The following is a 20,576-nucleotide window of genomic DNA, read 5'->3' as shown; positions in this document are numbered from 1 at the left end:
TAAAAAACCACCTATTTTATGCTGCATTGTCAATCACTCGTCCCCACATCATTTGCAGCCTAATTGTCCTTTTTTCTTGACGATTGGCAATTACAATTGTTCTCGGTGACATTGAGCCGCTTGACGAAATCCATAAATCTGACAATTTATAAATCTTTATTTGGGGTGCAATTTTAACAACTTTTCTATGGCCAGCTCTGGTAACCGTCAACATATTCGAATTAGGATAATACCTGATGTAGCTTGCAACATGTTTAATGGTAGAAATTGTAGCAGCCTGTTCGATTGTGCTTTTAACTTCTTTGGTAGTATTATTTAACATCATTTTTTCACTATAACCGTCAAGACAAACTGTACCCAGCATAATTACTCCGATTGAAATTGCTAAAGTAATTACCATTTCAATAACTGTAAAGCCACGTTGGCTTGCTTTAGTTTGCATTCTTTTGAACAACACCGTTAGTTACTGTATAATCTTGTGTCTTATCAAACTGTTTCTTAGTTAAATAGCCGTCGTCAAACATATTTTTAAAGGAAATTTCCTTACCGTCGCGCTCTTTGTCTTCTTGATATAAATCTGCCTGAGTTTGGAGTGTCGTTTTAAATGCATCATTAGCTTTGTCATTTGCACTTTGCTTTTGTTTAGTCAAATTAGGTGCAATGATTAGTAACAACATAACGATAATAGCAACGACTACTACCATCTCAATCAAAGTAAATCCTTGTGCTTTTCTATTTTTGGCTAGTAAACCCAATAGATATTTTTTTATTACTTTTTTCATTTTTATATCCTCCTAAATACTTTGCATCATTGCGTACATTGGTAGTAATAACTTTAAGTACATCCCGATAATGCATAATCCAATTAAGATAAAGCAAAACGGTTGAACATTAACAATTAACTTTTCAATTTTGTTGGACAAATTAGTAAACAGTGTCTTCCCTAAAAGCAAACAACGCTTGCTTAAATCACTCTTTTTCGCACCTGTTTGAACTAGCAATAACAGTTCATTTGGTAAAAAAGACTCTTTCTTGATAATTTCCTCCAGGCTTTTACCATCCCTAAGCTGGTTACCAACTTTTGCACCAATCACTTGTTGTAGTGACCCTGTTTCTTGTTTAGCAGCATACTCACACATCTTTTGTAGTGAAAACCCACTTGCAAGCAATAAACCAGCATCATAAACAAGTAAGTAATTAACATATAATTTAATAGTCGAACCAATGATTGGATAGTGTCCTAACTTAACTAGAGAACGATAGTCCTGTTTCTTCAATAAGGTGGTAACTTTAACTAAAAAATAGATAAAAAGTAGACCCATAACAAGTAAAACAAATAGCATAATGTCTCCAGTATGCTCTCCAGTATTTGCAAACTGACTAGAAACGAAAGTTTGCATGAATACGAGCAACAAAACCATCATTACAGCTAAAACAAATGGATAGGACATTTCGGCTTTTAATTTCTTTATTTGTTCATTTTTCAATCTACTCAATGACGCAAGTTGGCCAAGGCATTCAACTAAGTTGCCTTGATTCATTGCTAAGTCGATCTGGGTAACAACAGTTTTTGAAAAGCCTAGTCGTTCCATTTCTTTGCTCAATTTTGTTCCAGACTGAAGGCGTTTGTTTAACTTTCCAAGGATCTTTTTCTGCTTTGGCCAAACAATTGGCATTAATTCCAAACTTGTACCAAGAGAAAAACCATTAAGTAAACTATTTTGTAAGTAATCCAAAAAGAGAAATCGTTCCCTACTATTTAGCTTACCCTTGCTTGAATTGCTCAAATACTGCCGCACTAATTCTCTCCTCCTGCTTTAACTTCGCTATATTATCTTGCCAGTCAACATAATCACCCCGTTGAGATTTCAAGATGCTTTTTTGCAAAAAATTCCTACTTGCAATGTCCATTAGACAAGAAAAACCATCTTTTGTTGGCAATAAACGTTGATAACAAACAGCAGTAAGACAATTTACCAATTCACTTTTAGTAATGTTCAAACTTTCTAGTCTTGAAATTGTTTGCAGTGTGCTTTTTGCATGAACCGTTGCAAAAACTAAGTGACCACTCAAGGCCGCATCAATTGCCAAACGTGCAGTTACTGCATTTCTGACTTCGCCAATAATTAGAATATCCGGACGATGTCGTAAAGCTGCTTCAAGTAATATCGGATATGTAATGGCTGCCTCTAAATTAACTTGTGTCTGTAAAAAACTAGCTTCATGGATTTCCACCGGATCCTCAATTGTCATCACCATCCTGTCTTGACCAACATACTTAGCAAGTTTGTACATGGTGGTCGTTTTTCCCGAGCCCGTTGGACCACTAGTAATAATAAGACCACGTTTTTGCGCTAAGCTTTTCAGTAATTCAAGTTGCTGGTTAAAGAAATACTTTCCTTCACTTACACGGTAAATAATTCTGATAACCAGTGACTCGCAGTCAGTATAATCACCAAGACTGGATAAGCGCAGATAATATACTTGCTTATTGTACTCAAAATCAAATGCCCCAACTTGCGGTCGTCGGTGTTCAGCAATATTCATTTGAGCCGCAAACTTTAAATAATTAATCAACTCCTTTCCTTCGTTAATCGAAAAATTCGCTTGATTTGCAATTCCATTAATTGTTCGAAAATTAACCACTAATTTTCCTTTTTGGGTTAAAAAGAACAAGTCGCTGGCGTGACAGTCAATTGCTTCTTGAATTAATGAACTAACCGCTTCTTTAATTCGCATAAATACCTCCTTTTTGCCGCCAATAATAATTACGCAAAAACCTGGAATTTTTTTGTTAAAATCAAATATTATTTTGGATAAACAAAAAAGCAGCACTTTAAGTACTGCTTCTTTATTCTTCTATTCATTTTTATAGTAGACAGAATGACAAGATTAGCATAATGACTACACCACCAAGCATTGGCACAGAAGTCCGCTTGATAATTTGAGCTGTATCCAAGTGAGTTGACTCGGAAACGATTAGAACAACTGCCGCAACAGGTGAAACTGCTCTTAACAAATTAGCTGCTAATTGAATTGGAACAGAAAGTTGCTGCGGAGCAATTCCGGCAGATTTTGCTAACGGTACAATCAATGGAATTAATGCAAAAATCAATGCAATACCACTACCACTCAAGATAACAATTATAGCAGTAAAGATTACCATAATTATTGGCAAGAGGATGCCGGCACTTTTAATATCTGTCATTGAATTTTGTAGCATTGTCATGATACCAACTGCGTTTAATCCTTGGACATAAGTTTGAGCAGCAACTAAAAGTACGACAATACTCATTGCATTGCCCATCCCTTTAATGAACACATTGCTGTCCTGCAAAACCTGTTTAGCATCTTTGGTATTAATTAGTTCAACAATAATGGCAATAATCCAACTGATAAGTGTCACTTCCTGCACACTCATGGTTGTAGTTACGCCTCTAACAAGATTATAGATGAAGTCAATTATCAAGATGATAATTGGTGCTAAAGGCAATAGGCCGTATACAAAGCGTACGAATTTTCCACCTTTAACCTTAAGTTTCTGGGTACTCTCTTCTTTTAACCCATATTTCTTTAGTTCTTCTTCATAGCTAATTTCTTGTCCATCTTTCTTATCTTCATGTTTTTGCCAGAAATATTGAATTACTGCCATTAAAAGTAAGGTCGGGATTGAAATTAAAGCGTGGTAACCAAAAACATATTGTGTAGTTGACATATGTAGGGCTGAAGCCAATGCCACATTATCTGAACCTAATGGTGTTGGAATGATTGTAGCTGAAGTAGCAATCAAAGCAGCAGAAGTTAATCTACTCATTCCTGTTGCTCTTAAAACAGGATACAATGTTGCCAATAAAATAATTGCTAAATTTGAAGCACTTGGAACTACAAGAGAAAGGATGTTTGACATTAAGAAAACAATCGGAACTAATAGATAAACCGATTTAATTCCCTTCATTGAAGAAGTCAAAGCACTTACTGTCACATCGTTTGCGCCAATGTGACTCATGTAGGCACTATACCCCGCTAAAAATAGAATTACAAATCCTGCTTGTGACAGTGTCGAAGTAAATTGATCTATTATAACCTGTATAGGTTTTAAAAATTGGTTCGACACTGGTGCTAAAACGGTTATCTTATTGCCCATTAGAACTGCACAATACAAAAGTACAAGTCCTAAAGCAAATAGCACAATTTTAATATCCATTTTTTTGGATAACATGTATACCAAGATGACTACTGACAACAAAGTTAATACGATTGCGATTAACTGATTCATTAAAAATTCCCTTCTAATCTAACAAGCTTTTTTGATTGCTTCGATGAACCACGCAATAAATTCATCAACATTAACAGACTTACCAATTAAGGCATTTGCTGGTTTATTCAATTTATTATTGAAGTCTATTAAAGAAGCACCGTTTGTAGGACCTTGATCGGTTATGATATCCACATAGGCCTCTTCAAAATCAAACATAGTTGGATTTAGTAAAATTCCTGCTGCAAGCGCATCGTAAATTTTCAATCCAGTATTGAAACTACCGCCACGGTAGCGTTTAAACAGGCTATAGAACATATCACCAACACTGCCAAGTGACTTGATTTGCTCACTTACTTCTGGCTTAACAAGTGCCTGGAAGCCAAGCTCCAGTGGTGCAACGCGAATTTTTAGTCCACTTTCGAAAACAATTTTTGCTGCTTCTGGATCACCAGCAATATTAAATTCGGAATAGATACCGTAATTTCCGCGACCAATGCAGCCACCCATCAATACTAATTCTTCAATATTAGTTAAATCTTCAGGATATAGCCGAATGTAGAGTGCAAAATCTGTTAATGGTGCGATTCCCACCAAAGTAACTTTTTCACTTGAATTAGCCACTACCTTGTGAATAGCTTCGGGTGCTGTTGTATCTTTTAATAGTAAATCTAAATCAGGCTCTGGAAAGTCATAACCATCCATGCCACTTTTACCATGAACGCTAGCCGCATCTACTGGTGCCTTAATTAAAGCGCGTTTACAGCCCTCTACAACAGGAACTTTTTTGCCTAAAAACTTTTCAAGCTTTAACACATTGTTTAGTGTCTGTTCAATTCCCACATTACCAGCAGCTGCCGCAATTAGCTTCACATCTACTTGCGGATCAAATAATAGAATTGAGATTGCAACTGCATCATCAATTCCAGGATCCGTACTTAAAATAACGGGTTTTGTCATCTTAATTCTCCTACTCATTAAAATGTCTTGTAATAAAGAATCTAATTAATTCCAGTAAAACAGTATACTACTTGTGTACCTAATATTCCCAATAAATTTGTGATTTATTACTCAAATTTATAAATATCTTTTACTATCTTTGTTAAATAACGCCATGATCACTAGTACTATTATGGTAATAAACTAGTTGTTTTTTTGTGAAGCAGTCAACTATATTTGAAGTAAATCTGATTCTTTTATTAGCCTGATCCTTGCACGAATAGTTATTACATAGCTAAAAAATAGCTAATTATGGCAAATAAAAAACCTTCCAGAATAAATCTGGAAGGTCTTATCTTCTATTAATTAGTCTTCTTCAGCTGCAGTATAAACGTTTTGAACATCATCATCGTCTTCAAGTGCATCAACTAAGTTATCAAATTGTTCCTTCTTATCTTCAGGAACAGGTGTTGTATTTTCTGGAATCATTGTCAATTCCGCATTTGCCAATTTGTAACCTGCTTTTTCTAAAGCGTCACGAACTTGAGCAAATTGTTTTGGATCAGTGTAGATTTCGAACGCATCGTCACTAGTTTGTAAATCGTCACCACCAGCATCCATTACGTCAAGAAGCATCTGATCCTCATCTGCGTCAGTAGTAGTACGATCAATTACAATGTAACCTTTGCGATTAAACATGTAAGCAACTGAGCCACTTGCACCAAGAGAACCACCATTACGAGTGAATGCGACACGAACTGCAGAAGCTGTCCGATTCTTGTTATCAGTCAAAGCTTCAACAAATACTGCTACACCACCTGGTGCATAACCTTCATATGTAATTTCATCGTAGTGCTCATCTGAATTACCTTCAGCCTTCTTAAGCGCACGATCAATATTGGTTTTAGGCATATTATTGGCACGTGCCTTATCCATCACCATACGTAGGTTAGGATTCCCAGAGGGATCAGGACCACCATTCTTTGCAGCCATATATATTTCACGAGATAACTTTTGGAAAATTTTACCTCTCTTTGCGTCTTGCGCATTCTTGCGGCCTTGAATATTGTGCCATTTTGAATGTCCTGACATAAGAATCCTTCTTTCTCTTCTTAAAATATTAACGATATAATCTTAACGCACGGTTTAAGAAAATTCAATACTATCAAGTCAAGCGGAGTGATTTTCTTCCAGTCTAATATAATTACTTACCATAATAATGCAGACGAATTTATTAATTATTCCCTAGTCTTTTTCATTTTTAATGCGTAAAATGTAAATAATTGTTTAAAAAAGGAGAGAACTTTTGTGGAGGAACTAGATTCTAATAAAAAATATATCTCGTGGCCTGTTTTAACCCTAATGGCTTTCTGTACGGTTATTGGCCTCGATGATATCATGTACAATTTCCAAAATCAGGGAATGCCAGTTGTCACCTCATGGATCATAATGTGTCTTTTTTATGTTATTCCATATTCATTAATGGTTGGACAATTAGGCTCAGTCTTTAATCAGGAAGGCGGTGGGCTTTCCTCATGGGTACGTGGAACCAATGGGGAATTCCTTGGTTACTTTACTGCATGGACATATTGGGCTGCATCTATCCCTTATGCCGTCGATTCAGCTAACGAGATTATTGTCGATATTGGTTGGGCATTAACTGGTTCAGAAAAGTTTCAGAGTCAAATATCTAACACCAAATTTGCTCTCATGACTTTTGCCATGTTTATTATCTTCATCATCATTGAACACTATTTCTCTCGTTCAATGGAAATTTTGTCGACCATCGGCGGTGGCTTGATGTTAATCATGACACTAATGTTTGTTTTCTTAGCTTTCTTAGGTTTAGCTAAATCAGGTGGCCACATGGCAACTCATCCATTTACTTGGAAGACACTTATTCCTAAGTTTGACATGCATTATTGGACCACTATTGCCATGTTAATTTACGCTTTAAATGGCTGTGAGCTAGTAGCGCCTTACGTTACCAAAATGAAGAAACCAAAAGCTGATTTTCCTAAAGCAATGGTTGCTTTAGCAATTATGACCATTTTCTTAACTGTCTTTGGCTCATTCGCACTTGGTATTTACTTTGACGGTTACCATATTCCAAAAGATTTAAAGATGAACGGTGCCTACTACGCATTTGATATGGTCGGTCACCAATATGGTATGGGTAAAACATTACTTTACATTTGGGCTTGGACATCAGTCTTTTACAATGCAGCCCTTCTGGCCGTTTTACTCGATGCAATGACGAGAATGTTAATTTCCGATACTGGTGACAAATACATGCCACACTTTTTGCAGAAAAAAGATAAAAATGGATTACCAATTAATGGTTACGTTTTAACTGTCGGTCTTTCAGCTTTCATCATGCTTTTAGGAATTTTCCTTCCTGATATGAATGATATTTTCAACTGGCTCTTAAACCTTAACGGTATTATTTCACCAGGTGTTACCTGCTGGATTTTCTTCTCATTCATGCAAATCAGGAAGAATTCACAGAAATTCAAGTCTGATTATGTCTTTATTAAAAACGACAAGCTTGGCTATCTGGCTGGACTGTTTTTATTGATTGTCACTGCAGTGGCAACAGTACTCGGCATTGCGCCACAAGACATTAAGCAATTCAGTGGCTATTGGTGGTATGAACTAATTATTAACATTGTCGCAATTGTAGTATTGATTGGTTTGGGTGCGATACTGCCAAGTATCAGGAAACGTGAAGAAGAATACGGAATTGCTTTCAATCGTGGTCAATGGACAACTATGGGTGTTCTAGTAATTGGTTCAATTATTTTTGATTTATACTTAGGAGAAAGAAATCACTTGTTTAATGGCGCTACACTTAGTCTTGGACAGGCTAAACTGGGCATGAACATTGTATTAATTCTGATTGAAACAATGTTTGCAATTCTGATTTGCTGGCTAGTTGGCAGAAAAAAGCCTACTTCAGCTAAAAAATAGTTATCAAAATTTTAAAACAGGTTCATCGTTAAATGAATCTGTTTTTTTGTTAAATAAAGAAAAAACCAATCTATCTAATATATAATAATATAGAGGATTTTAGACGAAGGAGAACACCGATGACACCAATTCCATTTAAAGCAGTTGCCGTAGATATGGACGGCACTTTTGAAGATGATAATAAGCAGTTTGATCATTACCGGTTTGAACAAGTTTTAACCAAATTACGTGAGCAAAAAGTTCATTTCATTGTCTCTAGTGGGCGCCCTCTTTCGCGTTTGCGACAAGATTTTTTTGAGTTTCTGGATCGAATCGACATTATAGCTGATAATGGTTCAATTCTTACCAAGGATAATCAGGTCATCGCTAGACATGTTTTTACTTATAAAACTGGTATTAAGCTAGTTAATTTCATTCAGACTAATTACCCCCAAATAGAAATTGTTGCGAGTGGTTTGGATAGTGCCTACTTAAACAAACGTGCATCCACCAATTTTAAAAAATTAATGCACTTTTTCTATCCCAACATTGATGAAATCGCAAACTTACTTGACCTTCCAACCAGCGACAGCTTAACCAAGCTGACACTAAGCTGCTCTTCTGAACTAGCTAATGAAATTGAAAAGAAATTCAACGCAGATAATACTGAGCGAATTCACTGCACAACTAGTGGTTTTGATAATATCGACATCATGCCAGTCAACGTTAACAAGGGTCAGGGAATCAAATTCTTTTTACGCTACTTTGGAATCGAACCTGAAGAGCTAATTGCTTTTGGCGATGGAATGAACGATAAAGAAATGATCGAACTTGCTGGTTACAGTTATGCAATGGAAAATGGTGATGAACGCTTAAAGAAAATTGCCAAATTTGAAGCTCCTAGCAACAATGAAATGGGCGTTTTGCAAGTGTTAGAAGACTATTTAGGCTAAAATCAAGTTAAAATAAAAGCAAAAAACAGATCTAAAAGGAAAATTATTTATGAGTTATATTGAAGTCAAACACAATTTTAAACGTTACCAAACCGGTGACACGGAAATTTTAGCTAATAACGACGTCAATTTTTCCATTGAAAAAGGCGAATTGGCAATTATTTTAGGAGCTTCCGGTGCTGGTAAGTCAACTATCCTCAATATCTTAGGCGGAATGGACACCAACACCTCTGGTGACATCATTATCGATGGCAAAAATATTGCAAATTATAATAAACGCCAATTGACTACGTATCGGCGTAATGACATTGGTTTTGTTTTTCAATTCTACAACTTAATTCAAAACTTAACTGCAAAAGAAAATGTCGAACTAGCATCAGAAATTGTTGCCGATTCACTTGATCCAGTTCAAACCTTAATTGACGTTGGCTTAAAAAATCGAATTAACAACTTCCCTGCTGAACTATCAGGTGGTGAGCAGCAAAGAGTTGCAATTGCGCGTGCAATTGCTAAAAATCCCAAGATACTTCTGTGTGATGAGCCAACTGGAGCACTTGATTACCAAACAGGAAAGAGCGTCTTACAAACCATTGCCAAAATGAGCCGCGAAAATGGTGCAACAGTAGTTATTGTTACGCACAATAGTGCACTGGCACCAATTGCAGATCGCGTGATTCATTTTCATGACGGCCAAGTAACCAAAATTGAGCAAAACGCTCAACCAGAAGATATTACAAATATTAAGTGGTAGAAAAGGCAGATCATGAAAAAAATAATTTGGAAAGATTTTTGGCAGTCAATTAAGCATACCAAAGGACAATTCTTGTCAATTATGGGCTTAATGATGATTGGAGCATTCGCGTTGGTCGGACTTTTTGTTACGGGACCTGATATGCGTGATACTGGTAATCACTATGCGCAAGAACTTAACACTGCAGATTTATCTGTAATGTGTAATTATGGTTTTGACAAAAAAGATACCGAAAAAATCAAGCAAACAAAGGGTCTTGAAGAAGTTGAATTCGGCTATATGACTGACACCGTTTTAAAAAATACCGATGAAAGTTTTCGCGTTTTTTCAAAGCCTAAATCTGTCGGCAAGTACGAAGTGCGTCAAGGTCGCTTACCTAAAAGTAAAAAAGAAGTTGCACTTGCTGAGCACTATCATAATCGCTACAAGATTGGTCAAGAAGTCAGTTTTACCGAAAAGAAGAATCTGCTTGGCAGTACCCTTCTAAAAAGAAAGACATTTAAAGTTGTTGGATTTGTCCGCTCAAGTCAAATTCTATCTAATGTTAACTTAGGTCAAAGTAATAGTGGTACTGGAGAACTTAAAGGATATGCTGTTGTTTTGCCAAGTGCTTTTAACCACCAAGTTTACACTGTTGCCAACCTTAGATATCACAATTTACGTAACCTTGATTCATATGGCAAAGTTTATACTGCCCGAGTTAGTGATCACAAAAAGGCATTGCAAAAAACGCTCAAAAAAGATGCCAAGCAACGCCAAAAACGAATTTATGCTAGCTTTAATCAAGTAATAAAGCCAAAGGAACAGCAACTTACTAACGCCAAAAATAAAATAGCCGATACTAAAAAGCAACTGTTACTTGCCGAGCAAGAATTAGATGAGCAGAAAAATGCCTTAGCTGCTCAAACTTCGAGTGCTACTACACCGGAAGCAAAAATGCAGCTTCAACAGGCTCTAGCAGAATTATCTGCTAAGGCAAAAGTTTTACAAGCAAAAAAACAAAAAGCATTGACTGCTTCAGCAAGTGCTGAAAAAACAATTGCAAAGAATGAGCTTAAATTAGCTAAGGCAAAAAAGCAGGCAAAAAAGTTATCAGCACCAAGTTATAGTGTTTACAATCGCCGAGAAGTGCCTGGTGGTGAAGGAAATCTTGTCTATACCACGGTCGCAAGAGTTGTCGAAGACTTAGCGAAAGTCTTTCCTATCTTTTTGTACTTTGTAGCTGCTTTAGTCACATTTACCACTATGAATCGTTTTATCGATGAGGAAAGAATCAATTCTGGAACACTGAAAGCATTGGGCTATAGCGACAATGTTGTTATCAGCAAGTTTGTCTTTTACGGTTTTCTTTCAGGAACCATCGGAACAATTATTGGTGTTTATCTTGGCCATACTTTAATGCCACAGATTGTTTACCATGCTTACTATAAGTCTCTGACGATACCACCAATTGAAGAACACTTTTACTGGCAGATTAGTCTAATTGCCCTTGTTTTATCGTGGATCAGTTCCGTTCTACCCGCTTATTTAACTGCAAAAGCTGAATTCCGTGAAAAACCAGCTGCATTACTTCTACCTAAGCCACCTGCAGCTGGTTCAAAAATACTTCTTGAAAGAATTCCGTTTATTTGGAATCATCTTAGCTTCACCCACAAGGTAACTGCCCGTAACATCTTCCGTTATAAAAAACGAATGTTAATGACAATCTTTGGTGTTTGTGGTGCAGCTACTCTTCTTTTTACAGGTTTTGCAGTAAAGAACTCTATCAGTAATATGAACAATCGTCAGTTTTCAGGATTAATTCATTACAACATGATAGTGGCTCAAAAATCCCCAATTTCAGCTAATGACCAAGCTACACTCGATGATAAGCTAGAAGGAAGTAACATTAAATCCGAACTACCTATCTATTATGAGTCGATGTCAAAAACTGCTGGTAAATCTGGTGACACGCAAGACATTACTTTAATTGCGCCAAAATCAGACCACAAACTTGATCAATATCTTTATTTAAACGATCGTCGCAGTAAAAAGAAGATTACATTAACTAATGGTGGTGTTGTCGTTTCCGAACGCTTAGCCAGTCTCCTAAATGTTAATAAAGGTGACTATATTACTTTGACTGATAAAGACAATCACCGTCGAAGAATGAAGATTGCTAATATTACTGAAATGTATATGGGCCACTTTGTTCTAATGAACTCAAACCAGTATGAAAAGATTTTTGCTAAAAAGTATTCTACTAACGCTCATCTGGTTAACTTAAAGAACAGTTCTAATAAGAACACCAAAAAAGTAGCTGCAGATTTTATGAAGCTTAACGGTGTCGCTGGTGTCGTTCAAAACACAGCAATTAGTCAAGAACTAGACGTTGTTGTACAATCCCTTAACATGATAATGGTTGTCTTAATCATTGTTGCTGGCTTGCTGGCAATTGTTATTTTGTACAATTTGACTAATATCAACATCGCTGAACGAATTCGCGAACTTTCTACCATCAAGGTACTAGGCTTTTACAACAATGAAGTCACAATGTACATCTACCGCGAAACAATTTTGTTAACGGGTATTGGGATTCTAGTGGGATATTTGACTGGTGATTTGCTTTATCGCTACATCCTGTATGTTGTTCCACCTGATAATGTCATGTTCAATCCAGCCCTTTCCGCCTCAAGCTTCTTGTGGCCATTGGGTGTAATTGGATTAATTACAATTATTTTAGGATTTATCGTCAACAAAAAGCTGAGAGATTTAGATATGCTAGAAGCATTGAAATCCGTTGATTAATATCCGTTGAATAGTAAAAAAAGTCGAGCTATTATGCTCGGCTTTTTTCAATAGTTTTTTGTAGTCAAATTAAAACCACTTTATTTAAGTGAAAACATCGTTACAAATAACTAATGCTCATACAGAATAAAAAAGGATAGTCGACTAAATTTCGACTATCCTTTTTGCGTTAAATTTTTGCTCTTCCGAGTAAAACAGAACTTATTACAACTGATAATGAACTAAAGGCCATTGCAAGACCAGCTATTTCAGGACTAAGAGTAAAACCAATCCCTGCAAATAACCCCGTAGCAATTGGAATTCCTAAAATGTTGTAAATAAATGTCCAAAACAGATTCAACTTAATTCGTTTAAAAGTTTTTTTACTCAATTTAAGTGCACGAACAACATCTTCTAAGTCATTTTTGATTAGAACAATTCCGCCTGCATCAATCGCTACATCAGTTCCAGAGCCCATTGCTATCCCAACATCTGCTTGTGTTAATGCTGGAGCATCATTAATACCATCGCCAACAAAGGCAACTTTATAGTTATGTTGCAACTTTTTAATTTCGTCAGCTTTATCAATCGGTAAAACTTCCGCAATTACTTGATCTATTCCTACTTGCTTAGCAACTGAATCTGCAACTTGCTTATTATCACCAGTAAGCATAACTGTTTTTAAGCCTTCCGCCTTTAAGTCGGAAATCGCCTTAGCTGCTGTTTCCTTTGGAGCATCTTGAATTGCAATCAAACCGATAACCTTATCATCTATAGCAACAATAACAACGGTCTTTGCTTCTTTTTGCAGCTTAGTTATCGCATCAGACATTTTGGTTTCAAGAGTATATTGGTCAATTTCGGGTTTACCGACAAAAACAGTTTTCCCTTCGATTATCCCCTTAATTCCGTGTCCTTCAATCGCCTTGAAATCAGTTACATCTTTCATCTCAACATTTTCTGTTTGAGCAGCAGTTAGAATTGCTGGTGCAAGTGGATGCTCTGATAATTTTTCAAGGCTTGCAGCTACTTGTAATACTACTAATTTATTCCCAATGACGTCTGTTACTTGCGGTTTTCCTTTAGTAATTGTGCCAGTTTTATCAAAAACTATTGCAGTTAAATTATTAGCAGCTTCAAGAATTTCACCATTTTTAATCAAGATTCCTTTTTTAGCGCCCAGACCTGTTCCGACCATTAAAGCGGTTGGCGTTGCTAATCCTAAAGCACAGGGACAAGCAATTACCATTACGGAAACTGCATAGTTAAGAGCTGTTGGTACGCTCTTATTTAAAAAGACAAACCAAACTAGAAATGTAATAATAGCAATAATTAAAACAGTTGGTACAAAAACGTTAGCAACTTTATCGGTTAGTTTTTGAATCGGTGCATGGCTATTCTGTGCTTTCTTTACAATTTCAATAATTTGGGCAAGCATTGTGTCATTGCCAACTTTTTCGGCTTCAATGACAAAAGATCCATTTTGATTAATTGTTGAACCAATTACTTGATCTCCAGCTTTTTTGGCAACAGGCATGCTTTCCCCAGTAACCATTGATTCATCAATATTTGAAGTTCCAGAAACTATTTTTCCATCGACAGGTACTTTTTGTCCCGGTAAAACTTGTATTAAATCACCTTTTACAACCTGACTTATCGGAACCTTCACAAACTCAGTTCCGCGTTTTACCAAGGCCTCTTTTGCCCCCAGGTTAACCAGCTTACTAATTGCACTCGAGGCATTACTGCGCATTTTTGCTTCCAGGACTTGCCCTAAGAGAACAAATGTAATTACAAACGCTGCTGTCTCAAAAAAGACTGGCCTTCCCGTGAACATGGCATAAATGCTGTAAAGGTAAGTGATCATTGTTCCCAGTGCAACAAGGGTATCCATGTTGGAATGATGCTTCAAGAATGCTGACCAGGCGCTAGAAACGAATGGACCCGCAGAAATCAACATAATAACTGTCGTAAACGCCAGCATTGTCCAATTACCACCTGGTAACATCCAGCCTGTAAAGGGATGGATTATCATCTCAACAAGCATTGGCAGGGAAAGTACCAATGAGGTCCAAAAACGTGTCGTTATCTTCATATACTGATTCCTTTTCCTACTTACTTAACGATTACCTTGCCATGAAACATGTTCATACTGCATTCCCAGTCATATTCACCTGCTTTAGATGTGTCGATTTTGACTTGCTCGACTTGACCTTTTGGTAGTTCTTGATTAATTCCCAAGTCAGAGAAAATGACATGATCTAAGCAGCTAGAAGAATCTAATCGCTTAAAATTCAAAGTTGCAGGAACGCCCTTTTTTAGGACAACTTTTTCAGGTGAATAGCCACCCTTTACTTGAATGTTAACCGTTTGATTAGTAGAATTCACTTTTGCTTGCTCAACACTTGCATCATGTTTACCTAAGAACCACCAAGCAATAAAAGCAATAGCCATAATTCCTATAATTAATGTAATAACCTTCATAATTAACTCTCCTTCAACTTATTTTTTATTTGTTTTATTCTTTTTAATGTCTACATTTGTAAACTACAATTAGTTTACCACTAAATTTACATTTGTAAACATAAATGAATTAAAAAAACCACTAACTTTCGTTAATGGCTGTTGCGATTTTTACTTTGTCTATCTGACTTATCGATCCTCCAAAATCGATAAAATCGACTCGTGCGTAAAAATTATGTCGCATCCGGACTATCAAATTGCGCATAAGCAGCAGGTTAAGCATTATTAGCATTTGATACGCTTTTATTTACTCCATTGCTTTCTAGCGTGAAGATACTCAACTATTCAGTGATCAACTTGTTTAAATAAAACTTTTGTCTTTCATTTCATTTTCTATCCCATCTTTTAGACTTGGTCAAAAAACCGCAGATCATCAGTCTATGAGGATCTGTAATATCTTTCAAGAAATACTCGCTTACTTCAGTGGTTCTTTAGAAAATCTTTTTAAAAAACACTTGTTATCCTTACCTTCCTTATTGCTTGTATATTTTATATTTGCTGTTTAATCATAATAAAAACTAGTAGCACTTAGTATATTTTAAAAAAATGCATTAATTCTACCTTGACCAGCTCCCCAATCACTAGTAAAGTAAAATCAATTTATAATTTATCTATAGTTAAACAAGGAGCGTGCAGTAAATGTCAAATTGGTCAACAAAATTTGTAAAAGAAGGATTAACTTTTGATGACGTCTTATTAATTCCGGCTGAAAGTCATGTATTACCCAATGAAGTTAATTTACATACAGAATTAGCACCAAATCTTAAACTTAAAATCCCACTAATTAGTGCTGGTATGGATACAGTTACTGAGGGTGCAATGGCAATTGCAATGGCACTTCAAGGTGGATTAGGTGTTATTCATAAGAACATGTCAATCAACGCACAAGCTGGCGAAGTCGCAAACGTAAAAAATGTTATTGTACCAAGTGACGTTTCTAAAGCAGCCGTCGACGAGAACAATCGTTTATTGGTTGCAGCTGCAATTGGCGTAACTAGTGATACGTTTGAACGTGCTGAAGCACTACTCGAAAACGGCGCTGACGCAATCGTTATTGATACTGCACACGGACATTCCGCTGGTGTATTACGTAAAATCAAAGAAATTCGTGATCATTTTCCAAATGTTACTTTAATTGCAGGTAATATTGCCACTGGTGATGCGGCAAGAGCACTTTTTGATGCTGGCGTCGATGTCGTAAAAGTTGGTATTGGACCCGGATCAATTTGTACAACGAGAGTTGTCGCTGGAGTTGGAGTTCCCCAAATAACTGCAATTTACGATGCCGCAACAGCCGCTCGTGAATATCACAAGCCAATTATTGCCGATGGTGGAATGAAATACTCCGGTGATATTGTAAAAGCCCTCGCTGCTGGTGGTAATGCTGTAATGCTAGGAAGCATGCTTTCTGGTACAACTGAAGCTCCTGGAGAAATTTTTGAAAGTGATGGCGAAAAATACAAGACCTACCGTGGAATGGGTTCTGTAGGAGCAATGGCACAAGCACATGGCTCATCTGACCGTTATTTCCAAGGTGGCGTAAATGAAGCTAATAAACTTGTTCCAGAAGGTGTAGAAGCACGCGTTGAATATAAAGGTGATGTTTCGGATATCATTTTCCAAATTATTGGTGGTTTACGTTCCGGAATGGGATACGTTGGCGCATCAACTATTTCTGAATTAATTGAAAATGCTCAATTTGTAAAAATTACTAATGCTGGTTTGAGAGAATCACATCCACATGATGTTCAGATCACTAAAAAAGCACCTAATTACGAAAGATAAATTTTAAATATCGAGTTTTCAAAAAAGGCTAGTTACACAAGCGTAACTAGCCTTTTTATTTCTCAGATAATATTTGATTTAATTTAAGCAGATTCTGTATCAGCTCTTTTTTTACCTCAGAACCCAAAATTTTCTCAGTTTCTTTTTCAGAAGAAACAAAATATGAAGTTATTTCAGGTTCCAATTTTTTGGCTTTATCTGTCAACTGGATTACCTTTAAACGCGTATCCTTATGATTAACTTCCTTTGTAATCAAATCTTTTTGCTCCATCAAATGCAAAATATTAGTTGCAGTCGACTTTCTGATATTGAACTCATGCTCAATATCCTTTTGATAAATATAGTGTTCTCCAGAAAAAGATGCTAAATATTCAATAATTAGCATTTGCATTCCTGTCAGACCTAATTGTCTAGCAAAATGATCTACATTACGGTTAAAAGTGTTTTGGGCGCGTTGTAGAGTCAAACCCAGTCTTTCCATTAATTATTCTCCTGCTTTAACAGCCTTTGTAGCTTTATAAAGCAAGTATACACCAATAGCAACTAAAATCAGCAAAAAGATTAAGCCAATTTGAGCGGCATCAACCAGTCGGCCAGCTGCAGTTGATCTAGTACTCATTTGTTGAACAAATTGCATAATTGCTGAAACAATTGAAGTACCTACTGCACCAGCAAATTGCTGCGCCATATTGAATAATCCATTACCATCAGTATGTTCTTTTTCAGTTAAAACATTTAGAGAAGCTGTCATGATATTGCCCATGATTAAACCAGTTCCAAGCATTGTCACTGTGTAAAACAGGATAATTTCAAGTGAGCTAAAGTTAGAAGCAAAAGCACAGAATAATGCACCGCCAATAAACTCTAGAATCGCACCAGTCATTACTGGTTTTCTGGCACCGTAGTTATCAAGCAAACGCCCACCAACAGGAGATGCAATCGCACCTACAATTCCACCAGTCAAAAGTAAAAGACCTGCTGTCATAGCTGTTTGCTTGTTAGCAATTTGAACATAGTTTGGCAGAATAAATGATAAACCTAACGTGTTAATTTGAAATACAAAGTATGCACTTAAACCTTGAGTAAACTTGTTTTTCTTAAATACTCGAATATCGATCAATGGATTTTCCACTTTTAAAGAATGCTTAATAAAAATGATCAATCCGATAATTCCGATTACTAATGGAATAATAAACGTAAGAGGCTTTTGCATAACCGTTGCTAAGTTACTAAAAGCAAAAATCAAAGCAATAAAAGTTACTGCAATACTTAAAAAGCCAACAAAATCTAATTTAGTGTGCTCAATCTTTTCTGAGTCTTTAGTAATTGAGCAAAGACCCATAACTAATGAAATAATCATTACCGGAAGCATGAAGATGAAGATGTAGCGCCAACCCATCGTATTCACAACTAAACCACCAAAAGTTGGTCCAAGTGCTGGGGCAACTGCAGTAATCATTGTTCCAATTCCCATTAATAAACCAATTTTGTCTAATGGGGATTTTTCTAGAATAATGTTAAACATCAGTGGAATTGCAATTCCAGCTGCTGCTCCCTGAACAATTCTTCCTATTACTAAGAACATAAAATTCTTAGCAACTACATCAATTAAAAGACCAACAATAAACAAAACTGAAGCTGTAATAAACAGTGCACGTGAACTAAAATTACGTTTTAAATATGCTGAAAGTGGCATAACAATTGATGCAACCAATAAGTAACCTGTTGTCATCCATTGAACCATCGACATATTAACGTTAAATTCGCTCATTAGGACTGGAAAGGTAACATTTCCTGCCGTTTCAATCAAAACCCCCGAAAATGACATCAATCCTGCTGCAAAGATTGAACAAATCAATCTCGCATCTAATTTCCTTTGCATAAAATTCCTCCTTCAATTTTAGTTAGCAAGCTAACGATTTACTATCGTAACCTAAAAAAAATTAAAAAGCAATTAATAACGTTTTCAAAACAAAAACCCATCTAAAAAGATGGGTTTTATTTAATCATTTTTTAACTTAATAGCAAAATTAAGCATTAATAACGTACTTTTCCCAGTACTTCCATACGTTGTCACTGGAGAAGCGCTTTGCACTTTCGTATGCACCTTCATTTAGCTGCTTCATTAGTTCAGGATTAGCAAAGTACTCTTCAATTTTAGCAGCCAAGGCGTCTACACTTCCAATTGGAACAAGAAAACCACTTTGACCATCCCGGATTATGTCAGAAGGACCATAATTAATGTTATAAGAAATGACCGGAACACCATGTGATTGCGCTTCTAAAACTGCTAATGAAAAGCCTTCATATGTTGATGTTAATAACAAGAGCTCAGCACTATTGTATACACTATCTGTGTCCTGAGTATAGCCCTTAAACTGAACCACATTTTGCAAATTAAGTTTTTTTACAAGCTGTTTTAGCATATTTTCTTCTTTATAGCCATCGGCACCATTACCATAACCGTAAATGTCAAAGCTTAATGTCGGATTTTCTTGATATACTTTTGCGAATGCATTAATTGCATCAGCTAAACGCTTTTCAGGGAAAAGTCGTGCTATTGCTACAACTTTGCCTGGGATACGTTCACTTATTGGAATATGCCGAGCATTCAGTTGTTCATCTGGAACAATTCCCACTGGGATGGCCACAATTGGCACCTGAGTCCTTAACCGTTTCTTCATATCATCAGCTTGATGCTGTGATGGCGTAATAATTAAATCTGTCTTACTCAATAGTTCGGTATTAGAAATAGACGGATAGGTCAGAGGAGAACTTGGATCCCAATAATCTCGATAATGAATACTATGAAAATGCTCAATTTTACGAGCTCGAGTTTTCATGTTAATCATTGGAACATTTACCAAATTGCTCCGATCAGAAATAAAGGTCGACATTTCATCACCGTCTTGCTCATTTAACTCGTCAAGCATAATTGTGAACGCTAGACCTGTATTCATTAGCGAATGCGTTCTGCCTTCTACGTCAATTAACTGAATATTTGTTGCAGGATAAGAATTTGGCCGCTTTTCATAAGAAATTTCAAAATAAACTGTATTATTTGGGCGATAAAATTGTTCATATACAAGATGACCGTCAGCTGTATCATAAGTTTTAGTTGAACTCTTAAAGCCTCGTGTATCATAAAAATCTTGCTTAGTAAGATTAACGTCACCGTTATAGTAATCAACCGTATCAACACTACCATTAGGAAACAAACTGATTCGCATGGTTTTACGACTACCATCATAAACTTCATAGCTGGTATTTACATCTTTTACTAGATAATTGACTGGAATCGGTAAGTCAGAGACGGTTACCACTCTTTCAGGAAACATTACTGTGCCAGCAAAAAAGTCAAACATATTAACATAGTCATCATCAGTTAACTCATATAATGGCAAATTTCTATGCGCAAAGCGATTGTATTCGCACATTACAATTTTTGCAGGTACCCCCTTTTGTTTAAATAATTTTAATCGCTTAATTTGTGCATGCTCAATGCCAGAGCTATTAACACTTAATCCGCCACTTAGAAAATAGTACATCTCTTAATCCTTTACCTCATTACATTACAATGTAGACCTTTAATTCAATCACAAACGATATTGTTTTTTTCAACAAACACCAATAATAAAATAAGCCCCGAAAGTCT

Annotated in this window: 17 protein-coding genes; 5 read left to right on the top strand and 12 right to left on the bottom strand. The window is 36.2% G+C overall.

The window, feature by feature from the left end; translation table 11 throughout:
* Nucleotides 1-16: 16 nt before the first annotated feature.
* The 7 genes from H3R25_RS01185 to H3R25_RS01155 all read right to left on the bottom strand — a co-directional run bounded on the left by H3R25_RS01185 (nucleotide 17) and on the right by H3R25_RS01155 (nucleotide 6,286).
* The gene (locus H3R25_RS01185) at nucleotides 17-442 is read right to left on the bottom strand and encodes a Tfp pilus assembly protein FimT/FimU (protein ID WP_198193944.1); all 426 of its coding nucleotides are present in this window, start codon (nucleotides 440-442) and stop codon (nucleotides 17-19) included.
* Nucleotides 432-782, bottom strand: coding sequence for a competence type IV pilus major pilin ComGC (gene comGC, locus H3R25_RS01180; RefSeq protein WP_198193942.1), 351 nt, complete (start codon nucleotides 780-782; stop codon nucleotides 432-434). Before comGC ends, H3R25_RS01185 begins: the two co-directional genes overlap by 11 nt.
* 12 nt (nucleotides 783-794) lie before the next feature.
* Nucleotides 795-1,799: a type II secretion system F family protein gene (locus H3R25_RS01175; protein ID WP_198193940.1), complete on the bottom strand. Its 1,005-nt coding sequence runs from the start codon at nucleotides 1,797-1,799 to the stop codon at nucleotides 795-797.
* On the bottom strand, nucleotides 1,765-2,739 hold the full coding sequence (comGA, locus tag H3R25_RS01170; protein WP_198193933.1) for a competence type IV pilus ATPase ComGA: 975 nt from the start codon (nucleotides 2,737-2,739) through the stop codon (nucleotides 1,765-1,767). The genes H3R25_RS01175 and comGA overlap by 35 nt, the downstream gene beginning before the upstream one ends.
* Nucleotides 2,740-2,869: 130 nt before the next feature.
* Entirely contained in the window at nucleotides 2,870-4,276 is a 1,407-nt protein-coding gene (gene dcuC / locus H3R25_RS01165) for a C4-dicarboxylate transporter DcuC (protein ID WP_198193931.1), read from the bottom strand.
* A gap of 18 nt (nucleotides 4,277-4,294) precedes the next feature.
* Nucleotides 4,295-5,215, bottom strand: a complete 921-nt coding sequence (locus tag H3R25_RS01160) for a nucleoside hydrolase (RefSeq protein WP_198193929.1) — start codon at nucleotides 5,213-5,215, stop codon at nucleotides 4,295-4,297.
* Between the two features lie 345 nt (nucleotides 5,216-5,560).
* The gene (locus H3R25_RS01155) at nucleotides 5,561-6,286 is read right to left on the bottom strand and encodes a YebC/PmpR family DNA-binding transcriptional regulator (protein ID WP_122034791.1); all 726 of its coding nucleotides are present in this window, start codon (nucleotides 6,284-6,286) and stop codon (nucleotides 5,561-5,563) included.
* Between the two features lie 270 nt (nucleotides 6,287-6,556).
* Here H3R25_RS01155 and H3R25_RS01150 point away from each other — a divergent pair, with 270 nt between their 5' ends.
* The 4 genes from H3R25_RS01150 (at nucleotide 6,557) to H3R25_RS01135 (ending at nucleotide 12,634) form a co-directional block, all read left to right on the top strand.
* Complete coding sequence (locus H3R25_RS01150) at nucleotides 6,557-8,164, top strand: APC family permease (protein WP_232354543.1); 1,608 nt, start codon at nucleotides 6,557-6,559, stop codon at nucleotides 8,162-8,164.
* Between the two features lie 119 nt (nucleotides 8,165-8,283).
* On the top strand, nucleotides 8,284-9,096 hold the full coding sequence (locus tag H3R25_RS01145; protein ID WP_198193925.1) for a Cof-type HAD-IIB family hydrolase: 813 nt from the start codon (nucleotides 8,284-8,286) through the stop codon (nucleotides 9,094-9,096).
* A 49-nt stretch (nucleotides 9,097-9,145) separates the two neighbouring features.
* On the top strand, nucleotides 9,146-9,847 hold the full coding sequence (locus H3R25_RS01140; RefSeq protein ID WP_046306572.1) for an ABC transporter ATP-binding protein: 702 nt from the start codon (nucleotides 9,146-9,148) through the stop codon (nucleotides 9,845-9,847).
* A gap of 12 nt (nucleotides 9,848-9,859) precedes the next feature.
* The gene (locus H3R25_RS01135) at nucleotides 9,860-12,634 is read left to right on the top strand and encodes an FtsX-like permease family protein (protein WP_198193924.1); all 2,775 of its coding nucleotides are present in this window, start codon (nucleotides 9,860-9,862) and stop codon (nucleotides 12,632-12,634) included.
* 169 nt (nucleotides 12,635-12,803) lie between these two features.
* Here the strand turns inward: H3R25_RS01135 and H3R25_RS01130 are convergent, their stop codons facing one another.
* Nucleotides 12,804-14,708, bottom strand: coding sequence for a copper-translocating P-type ATPase (locus H3R25_RS01130; protein WP_198193922.1), 1,905 nt, complete (start codon nucleotides 14,706-14,708; stop codon nucleotides 12,804-12,806).
* A 20-nt stretch (nucleotides 14,709-14,728) separates the two neighbouring features.
* Nucleotides 14,729-15,097: a cupredoxin domain-containing protein gene (locus H3R25_RS01125; RefSeq protein WP_122034784.1), complete on the bottom strand. Its 369-nt coding sequence runs from the start codon at nucleotides 15,095-15,097 to the stop codon at nucleotides 14,729-14,731.
* A 678-nt stretch (nucleotides 15,098-15,775) separates the two neighbouring features.
* Here H3R25_RS01125 and H3R25_RS01120 point away from each other — a divergent pair.
* Nucleotides 15,776-16,921, top strand: coding sequence for an IMP dehydrogenase (locus H3R25_RS01120; RefSeq protein ID WP_074425530.1), 1,146 nt, complete (start codon nucleotides 15,776-15,778; stop codon nucleotides 16,919-16,921).
* Nucleotides 16,922-16,976: 55 nt separating this feature from the next.
* Here the strand turns inward: H3R25_RS01120 and H3R25_RS01115 are convergent, their stop codons facing one another.
* From H3R25_RS01115 to H3R25_RS01105, 3 genes are all read right to left on the bottom strand, one after another.
* Entirely contained in the window at nucleotides 16,977-17,402 is a 426-nt protein-coding gene (locus tag H3R25_RS01115) for a MarR family winged helix-turn-helix transcriptional regulator (RefSeq protein ID WP_198193920.1), read from the bottom strand.
* 3 nt (nucleotides 17,403-17,405) lie between these two features.
* Nucleotides 17,406-18,803: a DHA2 family efflux MFS transporter permease subunit gene (locus H3R25_RS01110; protein WP_122034778.1), complete on the bottom strand. Its 1,398-nt coding sequence runs from the start codon at nucleotides 18,801-18,803 to the stop codon at nucleotides 17,406-17,408.
* A 148-nt stretch (nucleotides 18,804-18,951) separates the two neighbouring features.
* Entirely contained in the window at nucleotides 18,952-20,469 is a 1,518-nt protein-coding gene (locus H3R25_RS01105) for a glycosyltransferase (RefSeq protein ID WP_198193918.1), read from the bottom strand.
* Nucleotides 20,470-20,576: the final 107 nt, after the last annotated feature.

This window comes from Lactobacillus sp. M0390 (assembly GCF_016102085.1).
Classification (GTDB): Bacteria; Bacillota; Bacilli; order Lactobacillales; family Lactobacillaceae; genus Lactobacillus; species Lactobacillus apis.
Note: the sequence above shows the minus strand (reverse complement) of the source record. Positions and strands in the feature narration are given on the sequence as shown.

Excerpts from the sequence above, each read along its gene's own strand:
- H3R25_RS01120 (WP_074425530.1), top strand. The coding sequence starts at position 15,776 with ATGTCAAATTGGTCAACAAAATTTGTAAAAGAAGGATTAACTTTTGAT.
- H3R25_RS01155 (WP_122034791.1), bottom strand. The coding sequence starts at position 6,286 with ATGTCAGGACATTCAAAATGGCACAATATTCAAGGCCGCAAGAATGCG.
- H3R25_RS01135 (WP_198193924.1), top strand. The coding sequence starts at position 9,860 with ATGAAAAAAATAATTTGGAAAGATTTTTGGCAGTCAATTAAGCATACC.
- H3R25_RS01160 (WP_198193929.1), bottom strand. The coding sequence starts at position 5,215 with ATGACAAAACCCGTTATTTTAAGTACGGATCCTGGAATTGATGATGCA.
- H3R25_RS01150 (WP_232354543.1), top strand. The coding sequence starts at position 6,557 with ATGGCTTTCTGTACGGTTATTGGCCTCGATGATATCATGTACAATTTC.
- H3R25_RS01185 (WP_198193944.1), bottom strand. The coding sequence starts at position 442 with ATGCAAACTAAAGCAAGCCAACGTGGCTTTACAGTTATTGAAATGGTA.
- H3R25_RS01110 (WP_122034778.1), bottom strand. The coding sequence starts at position 18,803 with ATGCAAAGGAAATTAGATGCGAGATTGATTTGTTCAATCTTTGCAGCA.
- comGC (WP_198193942.1), bottom strand. The coding sequence starts at position 782 with ATGAAAAAAGTAATAAAAAAATATCTATTGGGTTTACTAGCCAAAAAT.
- H3R25_RS01115 (WP_198193920.1), bottom strand. The coding sequence starts at position 17,402 with ATGGAAAGACTGGGTTTGACTCTACAACGCGCCCAAAACACTTTTAAC.
- H3R25_RS01130 (WP_198193922.1), bottom strand. The coding sequence starts at position 14,708 with ATGAAGATAACGACACGTTTTTGGACCTCATTGGTACTTTCCCTGCCA.
- H3R25_RS01145 (WP_198193925.1), top strand. The coding sequence starts at position 8,284 with ATGACACCAATTCCATTTAAAGCAGTTGCCGTAGATATGGACGGCACT.
- H3R25_RS01105 (WP_198193918.1), bottom strand. The coding sequence starts at position 20,469 with ATGTACTATTTTCTAAGTGGCGGATTAAGTGTTAATAGCTCTGGCATT.
- H3R25_RS01140 (WP_046306572.1), top strand. The coding sequence starts at position 9,146 with ATGAGTTATATTGAAGTCAAACACAATTTTAAACGTTACCAAACCGGT.
- dcuC (WP_198193931.1), bottom strand. The coding sequence starts at position 4,276 with ATGAATCAGTTAATCGCAATCGTATTAACTTTGTTGTCAGTAGTCATC.
- comGA (WP_198193933.1), bottom strand. The coding sequence starts at position 2,739 with ATGCGAATTAAAGAAGCGGTTAGTTCATTAATTCAAGAAGCAATTGAC.
- H3R25_RS01125 (WP_122034784.1), bottom strand. The coding sequence starts at position 15,097 with ATGAAGGTTATTACATTAATTATAGGAATTATGGCTATTGCTTTTATT.